Source organism: Streptomyces sp. NPDC107454, from assembly GCF_055582885.1.
The window spans coordinates 88420-107645 of record NZ_JBVJPA010000018.1; the positions used below are offsets into that span (position 1 = coordinate 88420).

15 protein-coding genes are annotated in these 19226 nt (G+C 71.2%); all 15 read left to right on the top strand.

Annotated features, from left to right (window positions below):
* Position 1: 1 nt before the first annotated feature.
* From asnB to rfbC, 15 genes are read left to right on the top strand one after another with little or no spacing between them, the layout of a single operon-like run.
* A complete protein-coding gene (asnB, locus tag ACZ69M_RS39005; RefSeq protein WP_470057554.1) occupies positions 2 to 1930 on the top strand; it encodes an asparagine synthase (glutamine-hydrolyzing) in 1929 nt (642 codons plus the stop codon).
* 25 nt (positions 1931 to 1955) lie between these two features.
* Positions 1956 to 4136, top strand: coding sequence for a bi-domain-containing oxidoreductase (locus tag ACZ69M_RS39010; protein ID WP_470057556.1), 2181 nt, complete (start codon positions 1956 to 1958; stop codon positions 4134 to 4136).
* Positions 4133 to 6091 carry a heparinase II/III family protein gene (locus ACZ69M_RS39015; RefSeq protein ID WP_470057557.1) on the top strand — a complete coding sequence of 653 codons (1959 nt, stop codon included), beginning with the start codon at positions 4133 to 4135 and terminating at the stop codon, positions 6089 to 6091. Before ACZ69M_RS39010 ends, ACZ69M_RS39015 begins: the two co-directional genes overlap by 4 nt.
* An 8-nt stretch (positions 6092 to 6099) precedes the next feature.
* Complete coding sequence (locus ACZ69M_RS39020; protein ID WP_470057558.1) at positions 6100 to 7641, top strand: right-handed parallel beta-helix repeat-containing protein; 1542 nt, start codon at positions 6100 to 6102, stop codon at positions 7639 to 7641.
* 1 nt (position 7642) lies between these two features.
* Positions 7643 to 8947: an O-antigen ligase domain-containing protein gene (locus ACZ69M_RS39025; protein ID WP_470057711.1), complete on the top strand. Its 1305-nt coding sequence runs from the start codon at positions 7643 to 7645 to the stop codon at positions 8945 to 8947.
* Between the two features lie 2 nt (positions 8948 to 8949).
* Positions 8950 to 10188, top strand: coding sequence for a glycosyltransferase (locus ACZ69M_RS39030; protein ID WP_470057560.1), 1239 nt, complete (start codon positions 8950 to 8952; stop codon positions 10186 to 10188).
* Positions 10185 to 11420, top strand: a complete 1236-nt coding sequence (locus ACZ69M_RS39035; protein WP_470057562.1) for a methyltransferase domain-containing protein — start codon at positions 10185 to 10187, stop codon at positions 11418 to 11420. Before ACZ69M_RS39030 ends, ACZ69M_RS39035 begins: the two co-directional genes overlap by 4 nt.
* Complete coding sequence (locus ACZ69M_RS39040) at positions 11417 to 12244, top strand: glycosyltransferase family protein (protein WP_470057563.1); 828 nt, start codon at positions 11417 to 11419, stop codon at positions 12242 to 12244. The genes ACZ69M_RS39035 and ACZ69M_RS39040 overlap by 4 nt, the downstream gene beginning before the upstream one ends.
* A complete protein-coding gene (locus ACZ69M_RS39045) occupies positions 12241 to 12888 on the top strand; it encodes a PIG-L deacetylase family protein (RefSeq protein WP_470057564.1) in 648 nt (215 codons plus the stop codon). The genes ACZ69M_RS39040 and ACZ69M_RS39045 overlap by 4 nt, the downstream gene beginning before the upstream one ends.
* Before the next feature lie 3 nt (positions 12889 to 12891).
* Complete coding sequence (locus tag ACZ69M_RS39050; protein WP_470057566.1) at positions 12892 to 13917, top strand: NAD-dependent epimerase/dehydratase family protein; 1026 nt, start codon at positions 12892 to 12894, stop codon at positions 13915 to 13917.
* Complete coding sequence (locus ACZ69M_RS39055) at positions 13914 to 15188, top strand: DUF4910 domain-containing protein (protein WP_470057568.1); 1275 nt, start codon at positions 13914 to 13916, stop codon at positions 15186 to 15188. Before ACZ69M_RS39050 ends, ACZ69M_RS39055 begins: the two co-directional genes overlap by 4 nt.
* The gene (locus ACZ69M_RS39060) at positions 15185 to 16486 is read left to right on the top strand and encodes a hypothetical protein (protein ID WP_470057569.1); all 1302 of its coding nucleotides are present in this window, start codon (positions 15185 to 15187) and stop codon (positions 16484 to 16486) included. The genes ACZ69M_RS39055 and ACZ69M_RS39060 overlap by 4 nt, the downstream gene beginning before the upstream one ends.
* The gene (locus ACZ69M_RS39065) at positions 16483 to 17430 is read left to right on the top strand and encodes a glycosyltransferase family 2 protein (protein WP_470057571.1); all 948 of its coding nucleotides are present in this window, start codon (positions 16483 to 16485) and stop codon (positions 17428 to 17430) included. Before ACZ69M_RS39060 ends, ACZ69M_RS39065 begins: the two co-directional genes overlap by 4 nt.
* Positions 17427 to 18671: a polysaccharide pyruvyl transferase family protein gene (locus tag ACZ69M_RS39070; RefSeq protein WP_470057572.1), complete on the top strand. Its 1245-nt coding sequence runs from the start codon at positions 17427 to 17429 to the stop codon at positions 18669 to 18671. Before ACZ69M_RS39065 ends, ACZ69M_RS39070 begins: the two co-directional genes overlap by 4 nt.
* Positions 18668 to 19219 (top strand): dTDP-4-dehydrorhamnose 3,5-epimerase, encoded by a 552-nt coding sequence (rfbC, locus tag ACZ69M_RS39075; RefSeq protein ID WP_470057574.1) that lies wholly within the window; start codon positions 18668 to 18670, stop codon positions 19217 to 19219. Before ACZ69M_RS39070 ends, rfbC begins: the two co-directional genes overlap by 4 nt.
* Positions 19220 to 19226 lie beyond the last annotated feature (7 nt).

The window sequence follows — 19226 nt, forward strand, 5'->3', positions numbered from 1 at the left end:
CATGTGTGGCATCGCAGGCACATACCAGTGGCCGGACGGGAAGGTCGTGACCGACCGGCTCACCGAAACCCTCGCCCACCGCGGTCCGGACGGGGCAGGCCGGTACAGCCACCCCGCCGGTGACGGTGACGTGCACCTCGGGCACCGCCGGTTGAGCATCATCGACCTGTCCGAGACCGGCGCCCAGCCGATGGTCTCGGGCGGCCTCGCCCTGACGTACAACGGCGAGCTGTACAACGCACCCGAGCTGCGTGCCGAACTGGCAGCCGCCGGCGTGCGCTTCCGCGGTACCTCCGACACCGAGGTGCTCCTTGAGGCGTGGCGGCGCTGGGGCACCGACTGCCTGCCCCGGCTGCGCGGCATGTTCGCGTTCGGGATCTTCGACGAGCGGACCGGTGAACTGGTGCTCGCCCGTGACCAGTTGGGCATCAAGCCGCTGTTCCTGCTCCGGCGCGGTGCGGGCCTGGTGTTCGCCTCCGAGCTCAAGGCGCTCGCCGCCGTGACCGGCGGGTCGCTGCAGGTGGACGAAGCGGCGCTGGTGGCCTCGCTGCTGTACTACTGGGTGCCGGACTCGCGCTGTGCGTTCCGCGAAGCGGAGAAGCTGCCACCGGGGAGCTGGCTCAGATGCCGGCCCGACGGCCGGGTCGAGCGCGGCCGGTACTGGAACCTGAAGGACGTCGCCGCCGAGGGCCGGGAGCGGGCCCGGGGCGGCGAGCAGCCGGACTTGGCCGCCATCGTCGAGGAGTCGACCCGGCAGCACCTGCTCTCCGACGTACCCGTGGCGACCTTCCTCTCGGGCGGTCTCGACTCCAGCTACCTGACCGCGCTCGCGGCCCGCCACCAGCCCGGGATCTCCGCTTACACGATCGGGTTCCGCGCCGAGGACGCCAAGTTCGAGGCGATGCCGGACGACCTGCGCTATGCCCGGCGGGTGGCCGAGCGGTTCGGCGTCGACCTGCACGAGATCGAGATCGCTCCGAACGTGCTCGACCTGCTGCCGCAGATGACGTACCACCTGGACGAGCCGATCGGCGACCCCGCCGCGATCAACACATTCCTGATCTGCTCGGCAGCCCGGGAGGCCGGGGTCAAGGTGATGCTCTCCGGGATGGGTGCCGACGAGCTGTTCGCCGGTTACCGCAAGCACCTGGCCAACCTGATCGCGCTGCGCTACCAGCGCATCCCGCGGCCCCTGCGGCGCGGGGTGTCCAGGGCCGTGGACCGGCTGCCGGTCGCCACGGCCCGCCGAGGATACCGGTCGGTGCGCTTCGCGAAGCGGTTCCTCTCCTTCGCCGACCTGCCGGAGGAGACCGCGTTCCGGCGCAGCTACACCATGTACGACCAGGACGAGCTGCTCGCCCTGGTCGATCCGGACCTGGCCGGGACGGTCGAGGACGTGCTGACCGAACATGCGGACGTCTACCAGGACAACGACCTCGACGACTTCGTCAACCGCATGTGCCTGGCCGACGCCCGGATGTTCCTGCCTGGCCTGAACCTCGCTTACACGGATCGCTCCAGCATGGCCGCCTCGACCGAGGTGCGCGTGCCGTACGTGGACGTCGAGGTGGTCAAGGCGGCGTTCGCCGTGCCCGGCGATCGCAAGATCGTCGGACGGCAGGGCAAGGCCGTCCTCAAGGAGGCGGCCACCTCGATCCTGCCCAGGGAGATCGTGTACCGGCCGAAGGGCCTGTTCAGCGCCCCGCTGCGGGCCTGGATGAGCCGGGATCTGGCACCGCTGGTGCGCGAGGTGGTGAACGACGGCGTGCTCGTCACATCCGGGCTGCTGCGCCGCGACGCGCTGGCGCGCATGGTCGCCGAGGACGCCGCCGGGCAGCGGGACTTCTCCAAGCATCTGTGGCATGTGCTGACCCTCGAGTACTGGTATCGCGGCGCGACCTCTGGCTCCGGCCAGAGCCGGGCGGCTTGACGGCGTGGAAACAAGAGGAGCTCGGGTGAAACAGGTCGTGCAGAACTACAAGAGCGGCGAGCTGGCGGTGCTCGACGTGCCGGTGCCGGGGTGCAAGCCGGGCGGTGTGCTGGTCCGCACCGCCTACTCGCTGATATCCACCGGGACCGAGCTCATGAAGGTGTCCGAGGCCGGCATGTCGATGCTGGGCAAGGCCCGCTCCCGGCCGGACCAGGTGGCCAAGGTCATGCAGAGCGTCGCCACCAACGGGGTGCCCGCGACCTACCGCAAGGTGATGGGCAAGCTGGACTCCTACACGCCGCTGGGCTACTCGCTGTGCGGGATCGTCGAGCAGGTCGGCCCCGGGATCGACGATGTGAAGGTCGGCGACCTCGTGGCCTGCGCCGGCAACGAGCACGCGCTGCACGCCGAGCTGAACTGGGTGCCGAAGAACCTCTACGCCCCGGTGCCGGACGGCCTCGCGCCGCGGCACGCGGCCTTCGGCACCGTCGGGTCGATCGCGATGCAGGGCGTCCGCCGAGGCGAGCCACAACTCGGCGAAGTGGCCCTGGTCATCGGCCTCGGTCTGATCGGGCAGCTGGTGGTGCAGCTCCTCGCCGCCTCGGGGGTCCGCGTCGTCGGGGTCGACCCCGATCCGGTGCGCTGCGAGCTCGCCGAAAGGCTTGGCGCGGCGGCCTGCGGCGATCCCGCGTCCGCGGCCGTGGAAGCCGCCGTCGCCGAACTCACCGACGGTCACGGCGTGGACCAGGTGTACCTGGCCGCCGGCGGCGGCAGCAACCAGCCCGTCGAGCTGGCCGCCCGGTTGTGCCGGGACCGCGGCCGGGTCGTCGACATCGGCAAGTGCCGCCTGGACCTGCCGTGGAACGCGTACTACGAGAAGGAGCTCGACGTCCGGTTCTCGCGCAGTTACGGCCCCGGGCGCTACGACCCGGAGTACGAGCTCGAGGGGCGCGACTACCCGATCGGCTACGTGCGCTGGACCGAGCGCCGCAACCTGGCCTGCTTCCTCGATCTCCTCGCCCGCGGCAGCGTCGACGTGGAGCCCCTGATCTCCCACATCGCCGACTTCGATGACGCCGTCGAGACGTACCAGCGCCTGAAGGACGGCGACCTCAAGGCCGTGGCCGTGCTGTTCCGGTACCCCGAACACAAGGGGGAAGCGGAGGCCCCGGCGGTGGCAGTGCCCGCGGTGCGACGCAGCGGCGGAGCGACCACCCCGGCCCGGTCCGCCAAGTCGCAGGTGCGCCTTGCGTTCGTCGGCGCGGGAAACTACGCGACGTCGATGCTGCTGCCGCACCTGGCACAGCGCGACGGCGTCACGCTGTCGACCGTCGTCACCACGACGGCGCTGTCCGCGGCCAACGCGCAGCGGAAGTTCGGCTTCGCCGAGGCGACCACCGATCTCGACGCCGTGCTCGGCGACAAGTCCATCGACGCGGTGTTCGTCGTCACCCGGCACAGCTCGCACGCCGAACTGACCCGCAGAGCCCTGCTGGCCGGCAAGACGGTGTTCGTGGAGAAGCCGTTGGCGCTCACCGAGGACGAGCTGGCCGGCGTGCTCGCGGCGGTGGAGGAGTCCGGCAACGACCGGCTGCAGGTGGGCTTCAACCGCCGGTTCGCGCCCCTGCTGAAGGAGGCCAGACAGCGGTTCGGCGCCCGGACCGGTCCGGCGAGTCTCCGCTACCTGGTCAACGCGGGCCGGCTGCAGCACGGCAGCTGGTACCTCCAACAGGGCAGCGAGGGCTCGCGGTTCGCCGGCGAGGGCGGACACTTCATCGACACGGCGAGCTGGCTGCTCGAGGCCGACCCGGTCTCGGTGTACGCGGTCGCCACGTCCGGCAACGAGGACCTGCAGGTCGTGCTGCGCTACCCGGACGGGTCCACCGCCACCATCAGCTACGTCACCACCGGCGCGGCCGGCTTCCCCAAGGAGACGCTGGACCTTGTCGCGGACGGCAAGGTGCTGCGGCTCGACGACTTCGTCCGTGCCTCGGTGTACGACCGCAAGCGGTGGGTCAGTTCGCGGCTGCCCAAGGCCCGGGACAAGGGCCAGTCCGCCGAGCTGGCCGCGTTCATCAAGGCCGTGCGGACCGGCGGGCCGATGCCGGTGCCGCTGGAGTCGCTGGTCGCCACCACGTCGGCCACCCTCGCCGTGCAGGCCGGCCTGGTGGGCGGCGCGCCGGTGACGTTGGGAAGAGCCCGATGACCATGAGTGCGGGCTGGTACCTGCGGCGGCTGTCCCGGATGGGACCGCGGGAGGTCGGCGGCCGGGTGGGTGACGCGGTGCGCAGGCGGCGATGGCGCTCGGCACGGCCGGACTGCCCGAGAGTGACCGGCGCCCGGTTCACCGCGGTCCTGCCCGCCGGAACGATCGCCGCAATACCTCCGGACGCCGCGAAACGTCTCATCTCCGAGGCGGACCGGCTGATGTACGGGCACGTCGAGTATTTCGGGGTGGTCCGCGACGACCTGGTCGACCCGGACTGGTGGTGCGACCCGAAGACCGGGCGCCGGGCTCCGTGGGGTTACGCCTTCGACGTTCCGTACCGGAACGAGGACGCGGTCGGGGACATCAAGCAGATCTGGGAGCTGTCCCGGCATCAGTACCTCACCGTGCTCGCCGCCGCCTACGCGATCACCGGGAACGAGCGGTACGCCGAGCGCGTGGCCGAGCACCTGCGGTCGTGGTGGGCGGCCAACCCACCGCTGCGCGGCGTGCACTGGATCAGCGGCATCGAGCTGGGCATCCGGCTGCTGTCCTGGGTCTGGATCCGCCGGCTGCTCGACGGCTGGCCGGGCGCGGCCGGCCTTTTCGAGGGCAACCCGGTGGCGCTGAACCAGATCTGGCACCACCAGCGCTGGCTGGCCGCCTTCCCCAGCCGGGGGTCTTCGGCGAACAACCACGTCATCGCCGAGGCAGCCGGGCAGTTGGCCGGAGCCTGCGCGTTCGGGTGGTTCCCCTCCTCGGCGCGCTGGCGAGCCGGCGCGCTGCGGTCGCTGGAGCGGCAGCTGCGCAGCAACACCTTCGACTCCGGCCTCAACCGCGAGCTGGCCACCGAATATCACGGACTCGTGCTGGAGCTAGGCCTGGCCGCGGTGGCCGAGGCGGATGTCGCCGGCGTGCCGGTCCCCGCGTCGATCCGGCTGGTGCTGCTGCGGATGAGCGACGCGCTGGCGGCCATCGTGGACAGCCGGCTGAGGCCGCCGCGCCAGGGGGACGCGGACGACGGGCACGGTCTGATCGTGGACGGCGCGGGTACCGACCGCTGGGCCTCGCTGCTGGCCACCGGGGACGCCGTGTTCGGCCGGCTCGACTGGTGGCCGGAGGTGACCGGCACCGATGTGCGCACCCCGCTCCTCGCCGCGCTCATCCAGCCGTACGCGACACATGGAACAGCACCGGCCGTGCCCCGCCCGGCCGGCCGGCCCGCTCACTTCGCCGACGCGGGCATGACCATCCTGCGCGGTCCGGGAGAGATCTGGTGCCGCTGCGACGGTGGTCCGCACGGCTTCCTGTCCATCGCCGCGCATGCCCATGCGGACGCGCTGTCCGTGGAGGTCCGGCACGACGGGGTCGAGGTGCTCGCCGACCCGGGGACGTTCTGCTACCACGGGCAGCCCGAGTGGCGGCAGTACTTCCGGTCGACCCTCGGCCACAACACCCTGCAACTCGATGGCAGTGACCAGTCCGTCTCCGGCGGCCCGTTCCTGTGGACCCGGCATGCCCGCACCCGCGTCCTGGCCGCCGAGACATCCGACGAGGGTGTGGCCCGTTGGTGTGCCGAGCACGACGGCTACCAGCGCTCCGTGCACCGCCGCCGGGTGGAGCTGACCGCCGCGAGCCAGGAGCTGAGGGTGGTCGACGAGGTACGCGGCCCGAGCCGGGCCGTGCACCTGGCGTTCCACCTCGGGCCGACGATCGCCGCGGACCTGGCGGGCAACCGGGCAGTGCTCACCTGGACCCGGGACGGCGAGGACCGCTCCGCGGTGCTCGACCTGCCCGGGCAGCTGAGCTGGCGGGCGCATCGCGGCGAGACCGACCCGCCGCTGGGCTGGTACTCCGCCGGCTTCGGGCGCAAGGAACCCACCACCACGCTCGTCGGCACCGGTGTCGCCGACGGCGTGGAGGGGGTCACCACCGTAATCAGGTTCCGCGACTAGGGGGGCGTGTGGGGAACAAGGGGCGGCACTGGGCGTTGGCGGCGGCACCGCTGGCGCTGGCCCTGCTGGCGGCGACCGGCTGTGACAGTACGTCGGGCGCCCGGACGAACACGCCCGGCGCCCGGGCAATGCCGACCGCTGCGCCGTCCACGCCCGTGGCCCGGGTGTGCGCCAAGCCCGCGGCCGGGCCGGCGAAGGCACCGGCGGGCGCGGTGACCGTCGACCCCGCGGTGGTCGGTGACCTGGCGTCGAAGACCAAGAGCAGCCCTCCGAACACCACGTTCTGGCTTCGACCGGGCAAGCACAGGCTCGACCCGGACCGCTACGCCCAGGTCATCCCCAAGGAGGGGGACCGCTACCTCGGTGCGCCGGGCGCGGTGCTCGACGGCCGGAAGAAGAACCAGTACGCGTTCGGCGGTACCGCCCGCAACGTCACCATCCGCTACCTGACCGTGCAGCGCTTCGTGGCGCCGCCGGACGAGGGCGTGGTCAACCATGACTCGGCCGACGGGTGGGTGATCGAGCACGCGACGATCCAGTACAACTCCGGCGCCGGGCTGATGGCCGGTGCCCGCCAGCAGGTCCGCGCCAACTGCCTGCGCGAGAACGGCCAGTACGGAATGAACGCATACAAGGCCACCGGCCGTATCAGCGGCCTGGTGGTCGAGGGCAACGAGATCGTGGGCAACAACACCGGCGACTGGGAGCGGCGGCGGCAGGGCTGCGGCTGCACCGGAGGCATCAAGTTCTGGGCCGTCAACGGCGCCGACGTGCGCGGCAACTGGGTGCACGACAACCGCGGAACCGGGTTGTGGGCGGACACCAACAACAACGATTTCCGCATCGAGAACAACGTGCTCGAAGCCAATGACGGTGCCGCGCTGATCTACGAGACCAGCTACAACGCGGTCATCCGGAACAACACGATCCGGCGGAACAACTGGGTCGAGGGCCGCAGGGAAGCCGACCGCGGCGACAGCTTCCCGTACGCGACCATCTACCTGTCCGAGTCCGGCGGCGAACCCCGGATCCGGGCCCGCACCAACAAGATCGAGATCTACCGGAACGTGCTGGAGAACAACTGGTCCGGGATCACCCTGTGGGAGAACGCCGACCGGTTCTGCAACAGCCCGGCCAACACCTCGTCCGGTGACTGCACCTTGCTGGTGAAGGACGTTCACCGCTGCGCGAAGCCGGCGATCGTCACCGCACCGCTCTACTCCGACTGCCGGTGGAAGACCCAGCGCGTGGACATCCACAACAACCGCTTCGTGCTGGACACGTCCGTCGTCGGGTGCACGGTGAAGTGCGACCGAATGGCGATGCTGGCCAACTACGGCACCTATCCGGACTGGTCGCCGTACAAGGGCGAGCAGGTGGCTGAGGCGATCACCACCAAGCAGCGCAATCGCTGGCACGACAACGTCTACCTCGGGCCATGGAAATTCGTCGCCGCGGACCAGAGCCGGGTGCTCGACTTCGGGCAGTGGCAGGGCGCGCCGTACCAGCAGGACGCGGGCAGCACCCTCGACCAACGGGCCGGTGGTTGAGATGGGCGGGGGACCGCGGCGCGGTGGGCTGCCGGACGGACCGGACACGGCGGGCGCGCTGCCCGGCGCCGCACCGCGTCCTGCCGTCACACCGAAGATCGTCGGAATCGTCTGGGGGTTGCTGGTCCTCAACACCCTCGGTTCCGCCGGGGCGAAGACCATCATCCCGCTGCCGCGCTCCCTCATCCAGATGGCCACCATGGGCGCGCTGGTCGCCGCGTTCGCGCTGGCGCTCGCGGTCAATCTCCGGCTACGCATCCGAGCCAGCGCCTTCGTGTTCCTGCTCACCCTGCTGCTTGTGCCGAGCCTGATCTCCAGCGCGAACCTGGAGTCCGGGTTCGGCGCGCTGTTCCGCTGCGCCCGGCTGGCTCTCTTCATCGGCACGCTGTGGCTGCTCAGCCGCTGGTGGGACGGTGGCCTGACGTTCGTCCGGCACCACATCCGGATGTACTTCGCGGTGCTCGGGTCGGTGGCCGCCGGCCTGGTCATCTCACCGGGCGCGGCCCTGCCCGACCTCTACGGCGGACGCCTTGTCGGCGCGTTGTGGCCCCTCACCCCACCGCAGATCGGACAGTACGCCGCGGTGATCATCGGGCTCACCGTGTTGCTCCTACTGGGGCGCCGGACCGACAGGGCCAGCGCGGCGGTCATCATCGTGCCGTCACTCGTCCTGCTCGCGCTGACCCATACCCGGACGGCGACGCTCGGTCTGTTCATCGGGCTGGCGTTGGCGATCGGCTCGCTCCTCCTGACCAGCGCGGCCGCCCGCCGGTTCTTCACCTGGACGGTGCTGAGCGCCACGGTGGCCGCGGTGGGCTTCAGCTCCGCGCTGCAGGCGTGGTTCCTGCGCGGGCAGAGCCAGGAGAACTTCTCCAACCTCACCGGTCGGGCCAAGGTCTGGGATGCCCTGCTGGCAGCGCCCCGGACGACTTCGGAGCAACTGTTCGGCATGGGCCTGGGCGACAAGTCGTTCGGCGGTCTGCCGATCGACAACAGCTGGCTGGCCGTCTACCAGGAGCAGGGGCTGACCGGCGCCGCCATCGTCGCGGCGATCATCATCGTCCTCGGCGGCGTCGCCTTGCTGCGGCCACCGTCGCTGGAGAGAGCCTGCGCGATCTTCCTGATCAGCTACTGCGCGATCGCTTCGTACACCGAGGCCGGCCTTGGCGACGCCTCGCCGTATCTGCTGCATCTGGCCGTGGCCGCCTCACTCCTGGCGGCACCTGCCACGGCCACACCCCTGCCGACGCCCGCAGCCCCTCGACGGCACATCCCGCGATGGGCCCGGAGATCGGAGATGACCTGAGCATGCACGTCCTCGTAGTGCACAACCGCTACGCGTCGGCGCAGCCGAGCGGGGAGAACAAGGTCGTCGACCAGGAGGTGGAGCTGCTGCGCGCGGCCGGCCACCGGGTCGAGGTGTTCGAGCGGCGCAGCGACACCATCGCCGCCCGGGCCCTGCCGGGCAAGGTCGCGGTGCCGCTCCTTGTGCCGTGGAACCCGGCGGTCCGCGCGGAACTCGCCGCCCGGCTGCGCGCCGAGCGCCCTGACGTGGTCCACGTCCACAACGTCTTCCCGCTCCTGTCGCCCGCGGTCCTTGCCGCCTGCACCGACGCCGGCGTGCCCGCCGTCGCCACGCTGCACAACTACACCCAGGTCTGCCCGCCCGGCACGCTGCAACGGGACGGCCGGCCGTGCACCGAGTGCGTCGGGACGGCGCCGCTGCCCGCCGTCCGGCACGGCTGCTACCGGAATTCCCGCCTTGCGACGGTGCCGCTCGCGATCAGCCTGTCGGTCAACCGGCGGCGGTGGTGGTCCGGCGTGGAGCGGTTCTTCTGCATCTCCGCGGCGCAGCGCGACGTCCTGGTGGGGGCCGGCATGCCGGCCGGGCGACTGGCGGTGAAGCACAACTTCGTGCCCGAACCGGGCGCCCGCCGAGAGGGCGACGGCGAGCATCTGCTCTATCTCGGCCGACTCGCGGAGGCCAAGGGCGTGCGCCTGCTCATGGCCGCGTGGGACGAGATCGCCGCGGGCGGCGGAGTGGGCGTGCCGCTCGTGGTCGCCGGCACGGGGCCGCTGGAGCGAGAGGTGAAGGCCTGGGCGGCGGGCCGGGACGACGTGCGGTATGTCGGCCTGTACGACACGGCCCAGTGCCAGGAGGCCGTCGCGCGGTCGGTCGCCGTGGTGGCTCCCTCGACGTGGCTGGAGGCGTTCGGCCTGGTGGTCGTGGAGGCGATGGCGGCGGGGGTCCCGACCGTCGCCGCCGGTCACGGCGCCTTCGTCGAACTCGTCGAGGACGGGGTGACCGGGCTGCTGCACCAGCCGGGCGAGGTCGCCTCGCTCGCGTCCTGCATGCGCCGGATCACGGTCGAGACCGCACGCAACCGGGAGATGGGCCAGGCGGCCCGGCGCCGTTACGAGCAGGGGTTCAGCCCGGCCGTCGGCCTTGAGCGCCTGGTGGAGGGGTACCGCACCGCGATCGCGGGTCGGTCAGCACTGGCCCGCGGTGGGGACACCCGCGCGGGCAGGGATGGGGGCAGTAGATGACACGATGCCGACTCTGCGGCTCGGCGACGCTGGCGAGCGTCGTCGATCTGGGGGCGACCCCGCCATGTGAGAGCTTTCTCGCCGCGGACCAACTGGACCAACCGGAGCCTGCGTACCCGCTGCACCTGCGGGTCTGCACCGACTGCTGGCTCGCGCAGATCCCTCCGCTGATCACGCCGGAGGAGACGTTCAGCGAGTACGCCTACTTCTCCTCCTTCTCGACCTCCTGGGTGGAGCACGCGCGCACGTTCGTCGCCGACGCCGTACAGCGAGTGGGTCTCGGCCCCGACGCCTTCGTGGTCGAGGTCGCGAGCAACGACGGGTACCTGCTGAGACACGTGGTGGACCGGGGGATCCGCTGCCTCGGCATCGAGCCGTCGGTGAACGTAGGCGCCGCGGCGCGGGACGCGGGCGTTCCCACGCTCACGGAGTTCCTGTCTTCGGACACCGGCTCGGCCGTCCGCGCCGAGCACGGCCCGGCGGACCTGGTCGTGGCCAACAACGTGTACGCGCACATCCCCGACGTGGTCGGGTTCACCGAGGGCCTGCGCGCCCTGGTCGCCGACGACGGCTGGGTCTCCATCGAGGTGCAGCATCTGCTGACCCTGATCGAGGAGAACCAGTACGACACGATCTACCACGAGCACTTCCAGTACTACACGGTCGCCTCCGCGATCCGGGCGCTTGCGAGCGGTGGACTCACGCTCGTGGACGTCGAGTTGCTTCCCACGCACGGCGGCTCCATCCGGCTGTGGGCCCGGCCGACCGACGTGGCGGGCGAGCCGAGTCGGCGGGTTGCCGACGTGCTGGCCCGGGAGAAGGCCGCCGGACTGCAGGAGCTGTCCGGGTACACCGAGTTCTCCGCCCGGGTGGCCAAGGTGCGCCGGGACCTCCTGAAGTTCCTCATCGAGGCGGCCGAGCGCGGCGAGACGGTCGTCGGCTACGGCGCCCCGGGCAAGGGCAACACCCTGCTCAACCACTGTGGCATCCGGCCCGACCTGCTCCCGTACACGGTCGACCGCAACCCCTACAAGCATGGCAGGTACACCCCGGGCACCCGCATCCCGATCCTGCCGCCCGAGCAGATCAGCACCGACCGACCCGACTACGTGCTCGTCCTCCCGTGGAACCTGCGGGACGAGCTGGTCGAGCAACTGTCCTTCATCCACGACTGGGGCGGCCGGCTGGTCTTTCCCATTCCGGAACTGAGCATTGTCGAGGTCAAGTCATGAAGGTCGTCCTGTTCTGCGGCGGTTACGGGATGCGGATGCGCAGCGGCGCCGCCGACGACGTGCCCAAGCCGATGGCGATGGTCGGCCCGCGACCGCTGATCTGGCATGTCATGCGCTACTACGCGCACTTCGGGCACACGGAGTTCATCCTGTGCCTCGGGTACGGGGCGCACCACATCAAGGACTTCTTCCTCAACTACGAGGAGACGACGTCCAACGACTTCGTGCTGCGCGGCGGGCGGACCGAGCTGCTGTCCACCGACATAGCCGACTGGACGATCACGTTCGCGCAGACCGGCATCGAGTCGCCGATCGGGGAGCGGCTGCGCCGGGTGCGGCACCACCTGGACGGCGACGAGATGTTCCTCGCCAACTACGCCGACGTGCTCACCGACGCCCCGCTGCCGGAGATGATCGACCGGTTCGCCCGGCGCGACGCCGGTGCGTCGATGATGGTGGTGCCGCCGCAGTCGTCGTTCCACTGCGTGGACCTGGGCGAGGACGGCCTGGTGGGGGGCATCACCGCGGTGAGCGACATGCCGCTGTGGGAGAACGGCGGCTACTTCGTGCTCCGCCAGGAGGTCTTCGACCACATACCGGAGAACGGGGACCTGGTCGCCGACGGATGTGCCCAACTGGCCAAGCGCGGTCGGCTGGTGGCGCACCAGCACCGTGGCTTCTGGAAGCCGACCGACACGGTGAAGGAGCGGGCCGCGCTCGACGACGCGTACGCCCGGGGCGACCGTCCGTGGGCCGTGTGGGAACGGGACGGCGCGGGGGCGAGCGCGACCGGCAGCATGAACGGCGCCGGAGTGAGGGCGTGATCCGGCTCGGGGCCGGGCGCCTGGACCGGATCGTCGCGGTCGGAGCGCACTGCGACGACATCGCCATCGGAGCCGGCGCCACACTGCTGGCGATGTGCCTCGCGCGGCCCGGTATCCGTATCGACGCGCTGGTGCTCTCCGGCGGCGGCAGCGAGCGGGAGCAGGAGGAGCGGGCCGCGCTCGCGGCCTTCTGCCCCGGCGCCGAACTGCGGCTGACCGTGCTCAAGTTGCCGGACGGCCGGATGCCCGCGCACTGGGAAGAGGCCAAAGCCGCGGTCGAGGAGCTGCGCGGGCAGACCGAGCCGGATCTGGTGCTCGCGCCGCGTACCGATGACGCTCACCAGGACCACCGAGGCCTGGCGAAGCTGATGACCACCGCGTTCCGCGACCACCTCGTGCTCGGCTACGAGATCGTCAAGTGGGACGGCGACCTCGGCCGTCCGGCGGCGTACCAGCCGCTGTCACCGGAGATCGCCGAACAGAAGGTGCGGCTGCTGCAGGAGCACTATCCCTCGCAGCGGCACCGGCCCTGGTACGACCGGGAGGCCTTCCTCGGCCTGGCCCGGATCCGCGGCATCGAATGCCACGCGCAATACGCCGAGGCGTTCGCCGTCACCAAACTCACGCTCAATCTGGGGGAATGAACCTTGCGCGTACTGCTGACCGGACACCAGGGCTACCTGGGCACCGTGATGGCTCCGGTCCTCGCGGCCGCCGGACACGAGGTCGTCGGCCTTGACGCCGGCCTGTTCGCGGACTGCGTCCTTGGCCCGCCGCCCGTGGACCCGCAAGGCCCCCGGGTGGACCTGCGCGACGTCACGGCCGACCACGTGGCCGGGGTGGACGCCGTGATCCACCTGGCCGCCCTGTCCAACGACCCGCTGGGATCCCTGGCACCGGAACTCACCTACGACATCAACCACCACGCCTCCGTACGACTGGCCCGGCTGGCCCGCGACGCCGGAGTGCGGCGCTTCCTGTACGCGTCCACCTGCTCGGTCTACGGCGCCGCCGGCGGGGACGACCTGGTGAGCGAGGACGCCCCGCTGCGCCCGGTGACGCCGTACGCGGAGTCCAAGGTGCGGGTGGAGGACGACCTGCACGCGCTCGCCGACGCCGACTTCAGCCCGGTGTACATGCGCAACGCCACCGCCTTCGGCTTCTCGCCCCGGCTGCGCGCCGACATCGTGCTGAACAACCTGGTGGGCCACGCGCTCCTGTCCGGCGAAGTACTGGTGATGTCCGACGGCACCCCGTGGCGCCCGCTCGTGCACGCCGCCGACATCGCACGGGCCTTCACGGCCGCGCTGACCGCGCCGCGCGAAGCGGTGCACGACCGGGCGTTCAACATCGGCAACGAGGTCAACAACGTCACGGTCGCCGAGATCGCCGAGCAGGTCGCCGAGGCGGTGTCCGGCTCGAAGGTGGTGATCACCGGGGAGACCGGTGCCGATCCACGGTCGTACCGGGTGGACTTCTCCCGGTTCCGCGCCGCGCTCCCCGGCTTCGACTGCGAGTGGACGGTGAAGCAGGGCGCTCTCGAACTCGCCGACGCCTACCAGAAGTTCGGCCTGACCAGGGAGGACTTCGAGCGACGCTTCACCCGTCTTGCCGTGCTGCGCGCGGCGTCCGACGCCGGCGCCGTCGACGACACCCTGCGGCGGCGCCGATGACCTCGACCGGCGAAGAGATGCACGCGCTGGTGGAGCGGCTGTACCCGCTCTGCCGGAGCATCACGGGCGACGGTGTGCGCGCCACCCTGGAAATCGTCGGCGAGTACGTCCCGCTGCAGGTGCACGAGGTGCCGACCGGGACGCAGGTGCTCGACTGGACGGTGCCGCAGGAGTGGAACATCCGGGACGCGTACATCGCCGACCTAGCGGGCAACCGGGTCGTCGACTTCGCCGCGTCCAGCCTGCACGTGCTCGGCTACAGCGTGCCGGTATCGAAGACCGTGGCGCTGACCGAGCTGCGTGACCACCTGCACACCCTGCCGGACCACCCGAACTGGGTTCCGTACCGCACCAGTTACTACAAGCCGGAATGGGGGTTCTGCCTGGCCCAGGAGACCTTGGACGCGCTGCCCGACGGCGAGTACGAGGTGCGCATCGACTCCACACTCGCCGACGGCCACCTCACCTACGCCGAGCACGTGGTCCCCGGGCAGGTCACCGACGAGGTGATCGTCTCCTGCCACGTCTGCCATCCCTCGTTGGCCAACGACAACCTGGCAGGCATCGCGGTGGCCACATTCCTGGCCCGCGCGCTGGCACAGGAAACGCCGTACTACACCTACCGGTTCATCTACGCGCCCGGCACCATCGGGGCGATCACCTGGCTGGCCCGCAACGCGGAGCGGATCGAACGGGTCAAGCACGGGCTGGTACTGGCCTGCGCCGGAGACTCGGGTCAACTGACGTACAAGCAGAGCAGGCGCGGCGACGCGGAGATCGACCGGGTGATGCGGCACGTGCTGGCCGCCTCCGAACGCCCGCACCACGTCAACGAGTTCACGCCGTACGGCTACGACGAGCGGCAGTACTGCTCGCCCGGGTTCGATCTCGGCGTGGGCTCGCTCAGCCGGACCCCGTACGCCGGCTACCCCGAGTACCACACCTCGGCGGACAACCCGGCCTTCGTCTCCCCGGAGGCGATGGCGGACACGCTCGCCGTCTGCCGCGAGGCGTTCGCCGTCCTCGACCGCAACCGGCGGTTCGTCAATCTCAGTCCCTACGGCGAACCGCAGCTGGGCCGGCGTGGGCTGTACGACGCGCTCGGCGGCCGCAGCGACACCAAGCAGGCCCAGCTGGCCATGCTCTGGGTGCTCAGCCTCTCCGACGGCGAGCACAGTCTGCTGGATGTCGCCGAGCGGTCCGGACTGCCGTTCGGCACCGTCGCCGACGCGGCCGGCGCTCTGCTCGGCGCCGGGCTGATCAAGGAATGACGCGGATGACCACCGAGGGGGAGAAGACGACGACGGCACCGGCCGTGTCCGCCAGGCGGGCCCTCGTCGGCCGGCTGTCCTGGGGACTGGCCGACCAGGCGGCCTCCAGCATCAGCAACTTCGCGGTGGGCATCTACGTGGCCCGCTCGCTGGGGGTCACCGCGTTCGGCGTGTTCAGCCTGGCCTGGGTGACCTACGGCGTGGTGCTCAACGTCTCCCGCGGCCTTGCCACCGATCCGCTCGTGGTGCGCTTCAGCGGCGTGCCGGACGCGTCCTGGCGCGGAGCGGTGGCCCGGTCGACGGGTACCGCCCTCAGCGTCGGCTCAGCCCTCGGCGTGGTGTGTCTGATGGCCGGGCTCGGCCTCGGCGGCCGGGTGGGGCCCGCCTTCGCCGCCCTCGGTGTCATGCTGCCGGGGCTGCTGCTCCAGGACGCCTGGCGGTTCTCGTTCTTCGCCGCCGGCGCCGGGCGGAAGGCGTTCGTCAACGACGTGGTGTGGGGCATCGCGCTCGTCCCGGCCATGGTGGTGGCGGCCCGTGTGGACAGCGTGGCCGCCTTCGTGCTCGCCTGGGGCGCGTCCGCCACGGTGGCCGCAGGCTACGGCTACCTCCAGTCCGGCATCCGGCCCCGGATGACGGAGGCACGCGGGTGGCTGCGCGAACAGCGCGATCTCGGCTACCGGTACCTGGTCGAGAACGTCAGCCTCAGCGGCGCCAGCCAGGTGCGGGCATACGGGCTCGGTGTGATCGTCGGGGTCGGCGCGGTGGGCGCGGTGCGGGGCGCCGAGCTCCTGATGGGCCCTTTCCTCGCCGTGCTGATGGGGCTTTCGCTGGTCACCGTCCCGGAGGCGGCACGGGTGCTGCGGCGGGCCCCGCATCAACTGGGCCGGTTCTGCCTCCTCCTGGGCGGGGGACAGGCCGTCGGCGCGCTGCTCTGGGGCTCGGCGCTGCTGCTGATGCCGGACCGGCTCGGCGACCTGGCGCTCGGCGACGTCTGGCACTCCTCCTCGCACCTCATCGTGCAGATCACCCTCAGTGTCGCGGGAGCGGGCCTCGGCACCGGCGCGGCGGCCGGGCTGCGCGCGCTCGGCGCCGCCCGGCGCAGCCTTCGCTGCCAGCTGTTCGCCTCCGCCTGCTACGTCGGCGGCGGGCTCGGCGGCGCGGCCGTCGGTGGCACGGCCGGCTCGGCCTGGGGCGTCGCCGCCGCGACCCTCAGCGGCTCGGCCGTGTGGTGGCTGCAACTGCGGTCCGCCCTGCGCGAGCACCACCGCAATCCCATTCCCGAAGTGAGGACCGCATGACCGACCGACCCAGGCTGAGCATCGGCCTGCCCGTGTACAACGGCGAGGAGTACCTGGCCGAGTCGTTCGACGCCCTGCTCGGCCAGACCTACGAGCACTTCGAACTGGTCGTCTCCGACAACGCCTCGACCGACGGGACCGAGGACATCTGCCGCAAGTACGCCGCTCAGGACTCACGCATCCGGTACCTCCGGCTGCCCCGGAACATCGGTGCCACGCCGAATCACAACCGGGTGTTCGCCGAGTCCCGCGGCGAGTTGTTCAAGTGGGCCTCGCACGACGACCTGTACGGCCGCGACCTGCTCCGGCGCTGCGTGGAGGCGCTGGACGAGCGGCCGGAGGTGATCCTCGCGCACACCGGCCAGGCGGTCATCGACGGCGACGGCCAGGTGACGGTCCCCTACGAGTACACGCTCGCCACCGACTCTCCGGACGCACCGGAGCGCTTCCGCAGCCTGCTGTTCGAGCCGGGCGGCGACGACTTCTACGGGGTGATGCGTGCCGACATGCTGCGCCGGGTGAAGCCGATGGACAGCTACCACCACGCCGACCGCACATTCGTCGCCGAGATCACCCTGCACGGGCCCTTCCACCAGGTGCCGGAGCTGCTGTACTTCCGCCGCGACCACCCCACCCGCGCCGAGCGGGCGAACCCGTCCAAGCGCTCCCGGTGCGTCAACCTGGACCCGCGCCGGGCAGGCCCGCTGCACCCGACGCCCCGGCTGCTCGCCGAGTACGTCTGGGGCTTCGCCTCGGCGATCCGGCGGGCGCCCCTGTCCCCGGCCGACCGGCGGGAGTGCTACCGCCACCTGGTGTCATGGATGACCAGCCGGGTCCGGCCGGGCGCCGGCGAGCGGGTCGAGGACCGCGCTCCGGTCGACCCGGCCCTGCTCACGGTCTCCGTCGACGCCCTCGTCGCCGGCCGTGAGGGGAGGCGGGGATGACGTCAGCGGATCAAACCCCGGTGCGCGTCGGGGTGTTCGGCCTGCTCGGCTCCGGCAACCTCGGCAACGACGGATCGCTCCAGGCCGTCCTCGGATACCTCAGCGCCGAGCACCCGGAGGCGGTGGTGGACGCGCTGTGCGGCGGGCCCGAGGCCGTGACGACCCGGTTCGGGATTCCCGCGACGCGGCTGCACTGGTACCGAGGCGAGTACCGGACGGCGTCGCGCGCGGGCGCGATCGTGGCGAAGGGTCTGGGCAAACTCGTCGACGTCTTCCGCACCGCCGCCTGGGTGCGCCGGCACGACGTGGTGATCGTGCCGGGCATGGGCGTCCTGGAGGCCACCCTGCCGCTGCGGCCCTGGGGCTTCCCGTACTCGCTGTTCCTGCTCTGCGCGAGCGGCCGGCTGCTGGGCACCCGGGTCGCGCTGGTCAGTGTCGGCGCCGCCGAGATCGGCAACCGGCCCACCCGGGCCCTGGTGCGTTGGTCGGCGCGGCTGGCCGCGTACCGGTCCTACCGGGACGCCCAGTCCCGTGACGCGATGCGGGCGATGGGCGTGAACACCGCGGGCGACGAGGTCTACCCGGACCTCGCCTTCTCCCTGCCCACACCGCCGGCGGGCGCACCCCCGGACTCGCCCGGCCCGGTCTGCCTCGGCGTCATGGACTTCCACGGCGGCAACGACGACCGCGCCCGGGCCGACGAGATCTACCGGCGCTACCTCGACGGGACGATCCGGTTCGTCCGCGTGCTGGTCGAGGAGGGCAGGCCGGTCCGGCTGCTCACCGGCGACCAGTGCGACGCCTCGGTGGTCGCCGCGATCCTCGACGCGGTGGACTCACCGCTGGTCACTGCCGCCGAGCCGGCCTCGCTGGCCGACCTGATGACGGAGATGGCGGCCGCCGACACCGTGGTGGCGGTCCGCTACCACAACCTGATCTGCGCGCTGAAGACCGGAACTCCGGTGCTCGCCCTCAGCTACGCGGCGAAGAGCGACGCCCTCATGGCCCGGATGGGCCTTGGCGCGTACTGCCACCCGGCCCGCGAGGTCGACGCCGACCGGCTGCTGGAGCAGTTCCGGGCGCTGGAGAAGGGATCGGCCGAGCTGCGGGAGACCCTCGCCGAGCGGAACCTGGACGCGGCCCGGCAACTCGACCACCAGTTCTCCGCCCTGACCGCGGCTCTGTTCCCGGCGGCCGACTACACCCACGCCCACGCCCGTCCTCGGCAGGAGTCTCCATGAAAGCGACCGAAGTCCCGGAGATCGCCGGCGCGTTCCTGTTCGAGCCGACGCCGTACGCCGACGAACGCGGCTTCTTCTGCCGCACCTTCGACGCCGACGTGGTCCGCTCGGTGGGCCTGGACCCGCACGCCTTCGTCCAGGACAGCGTCTCCCGTTCGGTCCGGGGCGTACTGCGCGGCCTGCACCTGCGCTCCGGCGCCGGCGAGGCCAAGCTGGTGCGGTGCTCGTACGGGAGGATCTTCGACGTCGTCGTGGACCTGCGGCCGGATTCTCCCACCTTCCGCAACTGGGCCTCCTTTGAACTTTCAGGAGAAACACAACCAACTCTTTACATTCCCGCGGGATGCGCGCACGGTTTTCAGGCACTGACCGACACCGCCGACACCTCGTACCGCATCGACCGCCCGCATGATCCGGCCGAGGACGTGACCATCGCCTTCGACGACCCGGAGCTGGCCATTCCCTGGCCGCTGCCGGTCGCACTGATGTCCCGACGGGACCGTGAGGCGCCGAGTCTCGCCGAGGTCCTGAAGCACAGAGAAAGTTGAGGTCCTC

Bases quoted from the DNA above. Each gene is read 5' to 3' on its own strand.
- ACZ69M_RS39070 (WP_470057572.1), top strand. From the start codon at position 17,427: ATGACGTCAGCGGATCAAACCCCGGTGCGCGTCGGGGTGTTCGGCCTG.
- ACZ69M_RS39055 (WP_470057568.1), top strand. From the start codon at position 13,914: ATGACCTCGACCGGCGAAGAGATGCACGCGCTGGTGGAGCGGCTGTAC.
- ACZ69M_RS39060 (WP_470057569.1), top strand. From the start codon at position 15,185: ATGACGCGGATGACCACCGAGGGGGAGAAGACGACGACGGCACCGGCC.
- ACZ69M_RS39015 (WP_470057557.1), top strand. From the start codon at position 4,133: ATGACCATGAGTGCGGGCTGGTACCTGCGGCGGCTGTCCCGGATGGGA.
- asnB (WP_470057554.1), top strand. From the start codon at position 2: ATGTGTGGCATCGCAGGCACATACCAGTGGCCGGACGGGAAGGTCGTG.
- ACZ69M_RS39035 (WP_470057562.1), top strand. From the start codon at position 10,185: ATGACACGATGCCGACTCTGCGGCTCGGCGACGCTGGCGAGCGTCGTC.
- ACZ69M_RS39065 (WP_470057571.1), top strand. From the start codon at position 16,483: ATGACCGACCGACCCAGGCTGAGCATCGGCCTGCCCGTGTACAACGGC.
- rfbC (WP_470057574.1), top strand. From the start codon at position 18,668: ATGAAAGCGACCGAAGTCCCGGAGATCGCCGGCGCGTTCCTGTTCGAG.
- ACZ69M_RS39025 (WP_470057711.1), top strand. From the start codon at position 7,643: ATGGGCGGGGGACCGCGGCGCGGTGGGCTGCCGGACGGACCGGACACG.
- ACZ69M_RS39040 (WP_470057563.1), top strand. From the start codon at position 11,417: ATGAAGGTCGTCCTGTTCTGCGGCGGTTACGGGATGCGGATGCGCAGC.
- ACZ69M_RS39030 (WP_470057560.1), top strand. From the start codon at position 8,950: ATGCACGTCCTCGTAGTGCACAACCGCTACGCGTCGGCGCAGCCGAGC.